10 protein-coding genes are annotated in these 12522 nt (G+C 34.5%); 7 read left to right on the top strand and 3 right to left on the bottom strand.

Annotation, left to right across the window (positions count from 1 at the left end; genetic code table 11):
- Window positions 1-201 precede the first annotated feature (201 nt).
- Window positions 202-1863: a nucleoside kinase gene (locus tag CBR30_07720; protein PMQ01138.1), complete on the bottom strand. Its 1662-nt coding sequence runs from the start codon at window positions 1861-1863 to the stop codon at window positions 202-204.
- Window positions 1864-1957: 94 nt separating this feature from the next.
- Between CBR30_07720 and CBR30_07715 the strand changes: the two genes are divergently transcribed.
- From CBR30_07715 to CBR30_07685, 7 genes are read left to right on the top strand one after another with little or no spacing between them, the layout of a single operon-like run.
- A complete protein-coding gene (locus CBR30_07715) occupies window positions 1958-2803 on the top strand; it encodes a hypothetical protein (protein PMQ01137.1) in 846 nt (281 codons plus the stop codon).
- Between the two features lie 9 nt (window positions 2804-2812).
- Complete coding sequence (locus CBR30_07710; GenBank protein ID PMQ01136.1) at window positions 2813-3664, top strand: EamA family transporter; 852 nt, start codon at window positions 2813-2815, stop codon at window positions 3662-3664.
- The gene (rfbD, locus tag CBR30_07705; GenBank protein PMQ01135.1) at window positions 3661-4509 is read left to right on the top strand and encodes a dTDP-4-dehydrorhamnose reductase; all 849 of its coding nucleotides are present in this window, start codon (window positions 3661-3663) and stop codon (window positions 4507-4509) included. The genes CBR30_07710 and rfbD overlap by 4 nt, the downstream gene beginning before the upstream one ends.
- Before the next feature lie 14 nt (window positions 4510-4523).
- Window positions 4524-6512: an excinuclease ABC subunit B gene (locus tag CBR30_07700; protein PMQ01134.1), complete on the top strand. Its 1989-nt coding sequence runs from the start codon at window positions 4524-4526 to the stop codon at window positions 6510-6512.
- On the top strand, window positions 6509-9343 hold the full coding sequence (locus tag CBR30_07695; GenBank protein ID PMQ01133.1) for an excinuclease ABC subunit A: 2835 nt from the start codon (window positions 6509-6511) through the stop codon (window positions 9341-9343). The genes CBR30_07700 and CBR30_07695 overlap by 4 nt, the downstream gene beginning before the upstream one ends.
- Window positions 9340-9810, top strand: coding sequence for a cysteine methyltransferase (locus tag CBR30_07690; GenBank protein ID PMQ01132.1), 471 nt, complete (start codon window positions 9340-9342; stop codon window positions 9808-9810). Before CBR30_07695 ends, CBR30_07690 begins: the two co-directional genes overlap by 4 nt.
- Window positions 9795-10736 carry a glucokinase gene (locus CBR30_07685; GenBank protein ID PMQ01131.1) on the top strand — a complete coding sequence of 314 codons (942 nt, stop codon included), beginning with the start codon at window positions 9795-9797 and terminating at the stop codon, window positions 10734-10736. Before CBR30_07690 ends, CBR30_07685 begins: the two co-directional genes overlap by 16 nt.
- 14 nt (window positions 10737-10750) lie before the next feature.
- Here the strand turns inward: CBR30_07685 and CBR30_07680 are convergent, their stop codons facing one another.
- A complete protein-coding gene (locus CBR30_07680) occupies window positions 10751-11476 on the bottom strand; it encodes a hypothetical protein (GenBank protein PMQ01130.1) in 726 nt (241 codons plus the stop codon).
- Window positions 11477-11490: 14 nt separating this feature from the next.
- Entirely contained in the window at window positions 11491-12513 is a 1023-nt protein-coding gene (locus CBR30_07675; GenBank protein PMQ01129.1) for a hypothetical protein, read from the bottom strand.
- Window positions 12514-12522 lie beyond the last annotated feature (9 nt).

Below are 12522 nucleotides of genomic sequence, written 5' to 3'. Positions count from 1 at the left end.
CTTCCGGTGGAGCCTACTCAAAGAGCAAAGCTCTTTTTTCGGTCCACAGCTCCCGGGCCCATTCACTACCTGCAGGATAGCTGGCTCGCACCTTTCCCCAGCCTCTCTGGATCCTGCTTCGGTAGCTACTATTCCCGTTCACAGCCTTTAATTTTGGTTAGGAATTATACATCAATATAGAAAAATTTACAAGGGGGTATTTTAATAAGTAAAGGAGCTACCTCCTATAAACTCTCTGAGAATGGAGGTCATTGGCACCTCTGTAGGGGATAGAGGTAGAAAATGAGAAAGAATATCTAATATCCTTTTTGCCTCAGGATATTCGGGATAATATGGGGGAACAGCTTTTAACATGGGTTCTGCAAAGTTTCTCAAAACAGAGAATTCATAAACTAAAGCGGAATTAAACATTACATCCGCTCTTTCCTGAGTTGGGAAAATATACAAATCTTCTGCCTTTCTTACTGATGGCCACTGTCTTATAGAATCTAACACACCGTATCCTCTAAAAATACTGTCTCTTACTATTCTTCTCATTAGTCTGGCATCGGTTGTGGGTACTCTATTTTGGTTATCAAGGTTTAAGTGGGTTAAAGCACTTACAAAAATATGATATTTCATATAACCTGGAACATCTCTTGTGATTTCAGGATTTAATCCATGAATTCCCTCCATTACTATTATACTTCTATCCTCTAATTTTACTATTCTTCCTGACTTTTCTCTTCTCTTCTTATGAAAATTATACTTGGGGAGCTCTACTTCTCCTCCATTCATCAGAATATTCAGATCTCTATTCAAGAGTGGAATATCTAAAGCTTTAGGACTATCAAAATCGTAATTGCCAAATTCATCCCTCTCAATATACTCAGGTGGTAAGAAGTAATCATCCATTTCAATAACAATGGGTTTTATTCCATTTACCTTTAACTGAATTTGGAGCCTTTTACTAAAAGTTGTTTTACCAGCAGAGGACGGTCCTGCAATCAAAACTAATTTTAAATCAGGTAATTTTGAACATATTTCATCCGCAATCTGTGCAATTTTCTTTTCGTGTAATGCTTCAGCCACTTTTATAACATCTGATATTTCTCCCTTTTCAATACTTTCATTTAATGAAGCAGTATCAACTAATCCTAATATTTCAAGCCAATTTTTGTATTCATAGAAAGCTTGGAAGAGTTTAACAATTTCCTTAAACTCACTGAGTCTGCTTAAATCCTCTTCAGGGAGTATTAAAATGAAACCTGGCTGGTATAGTTTTAAGGAAAAGACTTTTAAATATCCTGTAGAGGGAACCAAAGGTAAATAGGAGTATTCATAGTGGTTATCAATTTTATAAAGCTGTATTTTGGAAAAGGGTATATACTTCAATAATCTTATTTTATCATCTTCTTTTCTTTCTTCGAAAATTTTAAGGGCTTCTTCCCTTGAGACCTCAATCTTTTCAATGGGAATATCTTTTTCTGCCAATTCTCTCATCTTATTTTCTATAATCTCTAAATCCTTAGTCTTTGGAACATAATTTTTAAATCTTCCATAGAGACTCTTGTGATAAGAGTGTTCCACAATTACTTTATGCTCTGGAAAGTCTAATTCACAGGCAAGATTTAATAGGAAAATATAACTTCTCTCTAAGACTCTTCTTCCAAAATTGTTTCTAACACCTAAAAAGTCTAATCTGACATCTTCCTGTATGAGATAGTTTAGATCCTCAATCTTTCCATTTACTCTAATGGCAACAGGATGATCACCATTTAGTAGCTCATTGAAGAGTTCTTTATATTTTGTGAGTAGATCTTTTGCCTGAATGGGATTTTCTTCTTGAATCTTTATTGCTCCTCTAATTTCTATATTTATCATTTTACCCTCCCTCTAAAAGAAATACTATTTCCTTTTTTACTCTTTAAAGTCTATAATATATCAAAAACAAATTTAAAGAAAGAGGTATAAGGGTATGAGAAAATTTTTAATTTTTCTGTTTCTTTTTGTTTTTTTAATTGTTTCCTTAAGCTTTGCTCAAACAAAGAATGTGAAATTATTGGGATTAGTTCCTGCTGTTGATATTGGAGAGGATGAGTATGGTTTAACGATGGTGGACGGTCTTTTCAGTATTACTTCCTTTGACGAATTTCCCAGTACCGATACTTTTATGGTTTATTCTCGTTGGTCAGGAGTAGGAGATCATAAAGTAAGAATACAGGTTGTAGATGAAGAAAATAATGTTTTAGGTGTAGATGAGAGGGATTTAAGCTTTGTTGAGGACAACAATACCTACTCTTTCTCTCATAACTTTGAAAACATAGTTTTTAAAGATCCTGGCATCTATTGGATTGAAGCATATTTAGATGAAGAAAAATATCAAAGGATACCACTTTTTGTAATCCTTAAGGAGAATTATTTAGACTATGCAGTAGAGGATAACAAACCTCTTTTGATTCTTTCTACACCAGCCTTAAAAGTTTATGATGATGAGTATGGTCTTCAGGCAATATCAGGAATATTTGAGTATTTTGGTTTTGATCAGTTTCCAGGAAAGGTGGATTACTTCATAATATCAAATACATGGTACTCGGGAGATGGTGTTTATAAACAGCATATAGAGTTATTGGATCCAGATAAAAATATAATTTATAAATCAGAACCTCAGGATATAGAGACTGCACCTGAAAGTATAATTGCTCTTTATGATGAACTCCAAAATATTGAATTTACTAAACCAGGTATCTATGAAGTAAAGGTATATTTAGATGAGGATTTGGTGCTATCTTATCCTATAGTTGTTAAAGAGCTTGAGGAATAAATCTTTCTTATGAGGGAGAGAGCTTATCTTTTCCTCTTTATAGGAATTATAGCTATGGCAACTGCCTCTATCTTTATAAGACTTGCACAGGCTCCTCCCTTAATTATTGCCGTTTATAGATTAATAATATCTTCTCTAATTCTTGGCTTAATCTATGGGAAGAAGATAGAGTTTAAATGGGACGCTATTCCATTAATGATAATTTCGGGTATATCCTTGGGAATTCACTTCTATACATGGATATCCTCTGTACTTCTTACATCTGTGGCGAATGCGGTAGTTTTAGTGAACACAAATCCCATATTTATTGTTCTTCTTTCTTTAATCATTGATAAAAAGAAACCACCAGCTCACTATTTTCTCTCCTTATTTTTTGTAATTATTGGGATGATACTTATAACCAATAATGATATAAACTTAGCCTTGGGCAAGGGAGAATTGTTGGCTATTATAGGTGGTTTTTGTATGGCTGTTTACCTTTACATTGGAAATAAAGTTTCTAATAAAGTTTCCTTTATAACCTATATTACATTGGTTTATTCAACAGCTTCCATTTTTCTTTTTATCATAAACCTTTTTTCTTCTTATCCTCTTTTTAACTATCCACTTAAGACCTACTTTTTTATTCTTTTGCTTGCTTTAATTCCTCAATTAATTGGTCATTCTTCTGCAAATTATGCAATTAGAATTTTACCTCCAAGCTCTGTAGCATTAATGATTTTAGGGGAAAATGTTTTTGCTACAATCTTTGCATATATCTTCTTAAAAGAGAGTATATCTCTTCTGCAAGCCTTTGGAATGATTATTATCTCTTTTGCTATTTTTTATAACTCTCTTAAGGAGAGGGAGGCTATCTTATGAGAGTCTTAATAACTGGGTCCAGTGGCTTTTTAGGACAATACTTTGTTAATGCTTATAGGGATGAGGAGTTAATTCCCATTACCCATAAGGATATGAATTTGGAAGATATAGAAACTATTGAGAGAATAATAGGTTTAAAGCCTGATTTAGTGATTCATCCTGCAGCTATTCGCTCTCCTGATCTATGTGAGGAAAAACCTGAAGAGGCTTGGAAGGTCAATGCTCTTGGAACAAAACATGTGGCAATAGCATGTGGTATTTTAGATATTCCATTAGTTTATACAAGTACTGATTATGTTTTTTCGGGAGAAAAAAGATCCCCTTATACAGAGTTTGATGAACCAAAACCTATAAATGTCTATGGAAAAACAAAGCTGGAAGGAGAAAGATTTGTTAAGGATTTTTGCAAAAAGCATTTTATTATACGAACCTCTTATGTTTTTGGTGAATTAGGAAATAATGCTTTAACCCAAATATATAACTCTTTGAAGGAAGGAAAAGATTTGTATTTGAGTAATTATCATTTTGCCTCTTGTACTTATGCAGGAGATTTAGTTAGAAAGGTAAAAGAGCTTACTGATAAAAACCTATATGGTACTTATCACATTGTAAATAAAGGAATCATAACAAGGTATGATTTTGCCTGTAAAGTGTGTGAGATTTTAAATATCCCAAAGGCTAAGGTTATTCCTCTAAATCCAGAGACCTTTAAAACTCCAGCTCCAAGACCTCTTTATTCGGTTTTAAGCAATTTTGTTTTAAGTCTTTATGGAATGGATGATCTTCCACCCTTTGAAGAATCTCTTTTCAGAAGCATTAGTAATTTAACTCAGAAAAAATTTTAAGATATAATATTGGTATGTCAGGATTTATATTAGTATCTGAGTTCAAGCCTTGTGGGGATCAACCTCAAGCTATAGAGAAATTGACTGAAGGAGTTAAAAAGGGGCTAAAATTTCAGACCTTAGTAGGAGTTACAGGGTCTGGTAAGACCTTTACTATGGCTAATGTTATTGCAAATGTCCAAAAACCTACTCTGGTTATAGCCCCTAATAAAACCTTAGCTGCTCAACTCTATAGCGAATTTAGAGATTTTTTCCCTTATAACGCAGTGGAATATTTTGTTAGCTACTATGATTATTATCAGCCAGAAGCTTATATCCCTCAAACGGATACTTATATTGAAAAGGATGCGGATATAAATGATAGAATTGATAGATTAAGACATAGTGCAACAAGTGCTCTTCTTAGTAGAAGAGATGTAATTGTGGTTGCAAGTGTATCTTGTATATATGGATTAGGTTCTCCAGAAGATTATGAGAAAATGGTCTTTAGGATAAAATTAGGGGAGGAGTTTCCCAGGGAAAAGCTTTTAAGGAAGTTGGTAAAACTGCAGTATCAGAGGAATGATTATGAATTTGCAAGAGGAAAATTTAGGGTAAGAGGAGATATTGTTGAAGTATTTCCCATTGGTTCTGAAACGGCTATTAGGGTTGAGTTTTTTGGAGACTATGTGGAGAGAATTTCTGAGATAGACCCTATAAGTGGTAAAAGAATTGTTGACTATAATGAAGTTTGGATATATCCAGCAACCCACTACATTGCTCCTGAAGAAAAGATAGAGAGGGCAATAGAATCTATAAAGAGAGAGTTACAAGAGAGAGTTGCAGAATTGATATCTCAGGGGAAAGTTACAGAGGCTAAAAGATTAGAATCTCGTACCCTTTATGATTTGGAGCTTATACAGGAGACAGGATACTGCAAAGGGGTTGAAAATTATTCTCGACATTTTGATGGTAGACAGCCAGGTGAGCCTCCTTACACATTATTAGACTATTTCCCCGATGATTTTCTTATATTTATTGATGAATCACACCTTACTATTCCTCAACTAAGGGCTATGTATAATGGGGACAGATCAAGAAAATATAATCTCGTAGAATATGGATTTCGCCTTCCTTCTGCCTATGATAACAGACCCTTAACTTTTGAGGAGTTTTTAGAAAGAGTAAATCAAGTGATATTTGTGTCTGCGACTCCTGCAGACTTCGAATATAGTGTTTCAGAACAGGTGGTAGAACAGCTTATAAGACCAACAGGACTTTTGGATCCTGAGATTGAAGTTCATCCAACGAAGGGACAGATTGATCATCTTATATCTCAAATAAAAGAAGTGGTGGGGAGAGGAGAGAGGGTTTTAGTTACTACACTAACTAAAAGGACAGCGGAAGATTTGGCGGAGTATCTATCTGATTTGGGAATGAAGGTAACTTATTTACACTCCGAGATAGAAACCCTGGAAAGAACAGGTATTCTTCAAGATTTAAGGGCAGGGAAATTTGATGTTCTTGTTGGTATAAATTTACTAAGGGAGGGATTGGACCTTCCTGAGGTTTCTTTAGTAGCCATCTTAGATGCAGATAGGGAAGGATTCTTAAGATCTGAGAGATCTCTAATACAGATTATGGGAAGAGCAGCAAGAAATGTTAATGGAAAGGTTATTATGTATGCAGATGAGATTACTGATTCAATGGCAAGAGCGATTGCAGAAACGGAAAGAAGAAGGAGAATCCAGATGGAATATAATAATAAGCATGGAATAGTGCCAAGAACTATAAAGAAGTCTTTGAAGGAAGTTTTTCAATTTGCAGAGGCAGTTATGGAGAACAAAGTGGATTATAAAACAATTTCCCAGGAATTAGAGGTAGAGGAGATAGAAGAGATGATTAAGGAGCTGGAAAAGGCTATGTATGAAGCCTCTGCCAATCTTGATTTTGAAAGAGCTATTCAATTAAGAGACCAAATTAAAGAATTAAAGGATATAATTAAAAAGAAGAGTAGGATATGAGCGAAAAGTTCATAAGGATTAGAGGGGCAAGGGAACATAATCTTAAAAATATAAATTTGGACATTCCAAGGAATAAGCTTGTAGTATTTACAGGAATTAGTGGATCTGGAAAATCTTCTTTGGCTTTTGATACCATTTATGCTGAAGGACAAAGAAGATATGTAGAATCCCTTTCTACCTATGCAAGGCAGTTTTTAGGACAATTAAATAAGCCAGATGTAGATTTTATAGAAGGACTTTCTCCTGCTATCTCTATTGATCAAAAAACTGTTATTAAAAATCCTCGTTCTACCGTAGGTACAGTAACTGAGATTTACGATTATTTTAGACTTTTATATGCTAATATTGGAAAACCTCATTGTCCAAATTGTGGTATAGAAATATCCGCCCAATCAGTAGAACAAATAACAAACAGAATATTGGAATTTCCAGAAGGAACAAGAATCCAAGTATTGTCACCAGTGGTTAGAGGAAGGAAGGGAGAATATAAAAAGTTATTAGAAAATCTAAGAAAACAGGGATTTTTAAGAGTAAAAATTGATGGCGAAATGTATTCTTTAGATGATGAAATTGAACTGGATAAAAATAAAAAGCATGATATTTCTGTAGTTATTGATAGATTAATAATAAAACCCGATATAAAGAGTAGGTTATTTGAAGATATTGAATTATCTTTAAAGTTGAGTGAAGGATTAGTTTTAATCGAGGAAATAGGAGAGGAAGGGATAAAGGAGCATCTATTTAGTGAGAATTTTGCATGTCCCATCTGTGGATTTACCTTTGGAGAAATATCTCCAAGATTCTTCTCTTTTAACAGCCCCTATGGAGCATGTCCTGCCTGTAGTGGTCTTGGAGGAAAAAAGGAGTTTGATCCTGATCTAATTCTTGATTTGGAAAAGTCTATAAATGAGGGGGCAATTGTTCCTTGGGGAAAAGATATAAGCCCTTATTATAAAATTCTTCTCAGTAATTTAGGTAAGAAATTGGGTTTTTCCTTAGATGTACCTTTGAAGTTTTTTAGTGAAAAACAGATAAATGCTCTCTTGTATGGTGTTCCATACGCTATTTATGTGGAATATCCTGATTGGGAGATAGAGGGGTATAGACATTTTGAAGGATTAATTAACATATTTATGAAGAGATATCAGGAGACAGATTCGGAAGAGATAAAGGACTACTTTGAAAAATTTATGGTTTTTTCTCCTTGTAGTGAATGTGGAGGAAAAAGATTAAGAAAAGAAGCCTTGGCTGTAACCGTAGGAGGAAAAAATATTGCTGAGATAAGCAGTTTAACAGTTTTAGAACTTAAAGATTTCCTTCTAAACCTAAGTCTTACAGAGAAAGAAAGATATATTGCAGAGCCCATATTAAAAGAGATCATTCAAAGACTAAACTTTCTCATTGAGGTAGGTTTAGATTACCTTACTTTAGATAGATCCGCAGATACATTGTCAGGTGGAGAATCCCAAAGAGTGAGATTAGCAACACAGATTGGGTCTGGTCTTGTAGGAGTAATTTATGTTTTGGATGAGCCAAGTATTGGATTGCATCCAAGGGATAATAAGAGATTGATTGATACTTTAAAGAATTTAAGGGATCTTGGGAATACAATATTAGTAGTGGAGCATGATGAAGAGGTTATAAGATCTGCAGATTTTATAGTAGATATGGGACCTGGAGCAGGAGAGCATGGTGGTGAGGTTGTAGTAGCTGGAACATTAGAGGAGGTCTTAAAACACCCAACTTCTATAACTGCCCAGTATTTAAGAGGAGATAAGATGATTAAGATACCTAAGGTTAGAAGAAAAGGTAATGGTAGGTGGTTGGAGATAAAATCCGCCCATGCAAGAAATCTAAAAAATATAGATGTAAGAATTCCATTGGGTACCTTTGTATGTCTTACTGGTGTTTCAGGATCTGGTAAGAGCACCTTGGTAGAGGAGGTTATATATCCTGCATTGCAGAAGGCTATATATGGAAAAAAGATAAGGGGTAAGTATTATGAAGAAATAAAAGGAACTGAGTATATAGATAAGGTTATAATAATTGATCAATCTCCAATTGGAAGAACTCCACGTTCTAATCCTGCTACATATATCGGGGTTTTTACAGATATAAGAGAACTTTTTGCAGAATTACCTGAATCCAAGATGAGGGGTTATAAACCTGGAAGATTTAGCTTTAATGTTAAAGGGGGAAGATGTGAAAATTGTCATGGAGAAGGTGTTATAAAGGTAGAGATGCATTTCCTTCCAGATGTTTATATACCTTGTGAGGTTTGTAAAGGTAAGAGATATAATAGTGAAACCTTAGAAATTACTTATAAAGGGAAAAATATAGCGGATGTTCTTGATATGAGTGTGGAGTATGCTTTGGAGTTTTTTGATAAGATACCTTCTATAAAGAGAAAGCTTCAAACTCTATATGATGTTGGATTAGGATATATAAAGTTGGGACAGCCTGCTACAACTCTTTCTGGAGGAGAGGCTCAAAGAATTAAGCTTGCTGCTGAGCTTTCCAAGAAGAGTACAGGGAGAACCTTTTATATCTTAGACGAGCCAACTACAGGACTTCATTTCGCAGATGTAGAAAAGCTTGTGGATCTTCTTCATCGATTGGTAGATTTAGGTAATACTGTTCTTGTGATTGAACATAACTTGGAAGTTATTAAAACTGCGGATTATATAATAGATTTAGGTCCAGAAGGGGGCGAAAGGGGAGGAGAAATAGTGGCGGAGGGAACTCCAGAGGAAGTTGCCCAGAATCCAAGGTCTTATACAGGTCAATTTTTAAAGAAGATTCTTTTTTCTGAGAGGAGTATCTTAGTATGACGGGCATATTACCGATTTATAATGGTTATTTGGTGGTTTTTTATGAGGATAGGGTTGTTAAGAAAATCTTTTGGCAAGAGGATTATATAGATGGTTATGAAAAATTCCCCTATTTTAATCTTTTTAAATCCTATTTTGAAGGAGAAAGAGTAGATTTTTCTAATATTCCATTGGATTATTCTCAAGTTCCCTATTTCTACAAAAAAGTTTACGAGGTTGCAAGAGAAATACCCTATGGTAATGTTATATCCTATAAGGGATTAGCAGAAAAATTGGGGGATATAAAGAAAGCAAGGGCGGTTGGACAGGCGATGGCTAAAAACCCCTTTTTAATTGTAGTTCCCTGCCATCGGGTAATAAAAAGTAATGGGGAATTAGGTGACTTCAGCTTAGGTATTGATTTTAAAAGGAAATTACTTAATTTAGAAGGAGTTAGGGTGGAGGATTTGAAATGGAGAAGATCTTAGCTTTGGATATTGGGGGAACTAAGATTGCGGTTGGAAGATTTAGTAAGGATGGTACTTTGGAGAGAAAAATAGTGTTTAGTACTCAGCCTGAAAGAGGATATAAAAAGATTCTTGAGGAAATTGTTAGTAGCTTAAAAATGCTTGAAGAGGAGAAAGTTATTGCTATTGGTGTTGGATGTGCAGGACCCTTAGATAGTAAGGAGGGAATTATTTATTCTCCACCAAACCTTCCAGGTTGGGATGCTGTGCCCTTAAAAAAAGATTTAGAGAATGCTCTTAATCTCCCAGTATTCTTAGATAATGATGCAAATGCGGCAGGATTAGGAGAGTATTATTTTGGTGCTGGAAAAGGTGTAAGAAATATGGTTTATATTACTGTAAGCACAGGAATAGGAGGAGGAATAATTATTGATGGAAAGATTTTGCATGGACAAAGGGATAGTGCAGGGGAGGTCGGGCATCAGACGATTCTTCCTGATGGTCCCCTTTGTAATTGTGGGAATAGGGGATGCTTAGAAGCTCTTGCATCAGGTACCGCCATTGCAAAAAGAGCGGAGTCTGCTATTTTAGCTGGAGAGGATACCATACTAAAAGAGCTTAGTAAAAGAGAGAAAATATCTGCAAAATTGGTAAGAGAGGCATATCTTAAAGGGGACAAAGTTGCGGAAAGAATTTGGTTCTCATCCTTGGAATATTTAGGAATAGGAGTTGCTAATATAATAACCATTTTAAGCCCTGAAAGAGTAGTATTAGGAGGGGGTATAACTAATGCGGGGGAAGAGGTTTTAGAAGTAGTAAAAAGGGTAGTAAGAGATAGAGTAAAGCTTGTGCCAGTAGAAAAAGTGGAGATAGTTAAATCAAAATTAGGAGAGGATATAGGACTTTATGGGGCACTTGCTGTAGCCTTAGATAATATAGGAAAATAGGGAGGAGTTCCTCCCTATTTTGTTGGACTAAAGAAAGGAATAGGAGTTACCTGTTGAAGTTCTTTTTGTTTTACAACTTTTCCTTGAGGTAGAGTTCTTAATTTGCTTACTTGTAAGTTTTGGTTTATTTTAATATCCAGCCAAACCATTTCCATATATAATTTTTGCTCAATATCATAAATCTTTAATCTTACTGGTTTCATTTCATCCTTTGTAATATAAAGCTCAAAGTAGGACATTTGCGTTTTTAACTCAGGAGTATTAGGTTTCCCAACAATTTTATACAATTTCTGATTTTTTTCTACCACCTCGGAGACATCAAAGGAAAAATCACTTTCTTTCCCACTTACTCCAGGTATGTTTAAAATTGAAGAGGTCATTGTTCCTGTTTGGGTTAGATCACTTTCTAATATTTGTTTTGTGGATGGCATATATATTCTAACCAATTTCTTTTCATTATCTATTAGTATGATCTGTCCTGCAAAGAGAGCAGGTTCAAGAAAGTTTATTCTTACTACTTGTGGAGAAGAAATATAGTACATTTCCATGGTCATTTTTTGGGATATAGCCTCACCCTTAGAGGAGTAAGAATAAATGGTTATAGAAAATTTCATTTGCAAGTCCTTTGCAGAGGACCATTTTGCTTGCATATCCTTTAATATATTCTCTCCAGATACCTGGGCTAAGATGGGACTAATTAAAAAGATAAGGATAAATAGAATTAAACTAATTTTTCTCATGGCTTATACCTCCATTAATACTGATATGAAATTTTTAGGCCAATGGTCTGGCTCTCATCCAACAAGTTTCCTGTTAATTCTCTATTAGTATAGTATTGCCAATAAATACTTCCTACCAATGCTCCTTCAAGAGTTGGAAAGTTTATCTGTACTTTTTGAGTAAAGTTGTAATTCTTAGACAAGAAATATTCTAAATTAGAAAGAATTTCTAAGTTTATAAAATCCGAGAGTTTCCATTCTAAAGAGGTTCCTGCTTTAATCCTTCCTATACCATTCTCAAAATTATGGAAATATCCTAAGGAGAAACTGGTGTTTGCTTCTAAGGTTAATGGAAACCTAATATATGCTTCCCCTCCAAACTCTCCAGGATATATATCTGTTAGATCTAAGTTCTCCTTGTGGTTTGAGCCTAAGTAAGCCATAAAGTACAGATTACCTACACCTAACTCTCCTTTTAAAGCTCCACTTAAATAAAGCTGGTTTCTTTTCATAAGGATGGAAATTTCTTCTGATACAGAAGTTGTTCCTAAGGGTAAATTTCCAAAAATATTGATTTTATGGAGGAGATTTATATCAAATAGATAGTTCCCTGAATAGGAGGATATAGAAAAATTCCCTATATTATACTGACTTATAGCTCTTTGCCATCCCAAAGTTGTTATCTTTTCGTAATTTTCCAAGTCTTCTCCAGATAGTAAATATATTTCATCACTTTGAATATAAAGTCCTAAAAAGCCTCCCTTAAATTCTAAATTTTTGGTATAAAAATTCAAGTTAGGATAAAAGTAGCCATAGATTCCTCTAAGATATGGAGTTTGAATCCCAATTCTATACTTGAAATATTCGTCTTTTCCTAAATAAAGGCTGAAACCTAAGGAATCGTCCCACCACCTTTCAAGTAGAAAGCTATATTTCTGTAAAGATTCACTTAAGCCTGAATAGACTTCTGTACTTAATTCTAAAATTCCCCACTCACTTGCAAAGCTTACGCTCACTAAAAAACCTATAATTAATAAGAAGAAGTAAAATCTCCTCATACTCTCCTC

Source organism: Dictyoglomus sp. NZ13-RE01 (assembly GCA_002878375.1).
Lineage (GTDB): Bacteria > Dictyoglomota > Dictyoglomia > Dictyoglomales > Dictyoglomaceae > NZ13-RE01.
The sequence above is the reverse complement of the archived record's forward strand: the minus strand, read 5'-3'. Positions and strand labels throughout refer to the sequence as shown.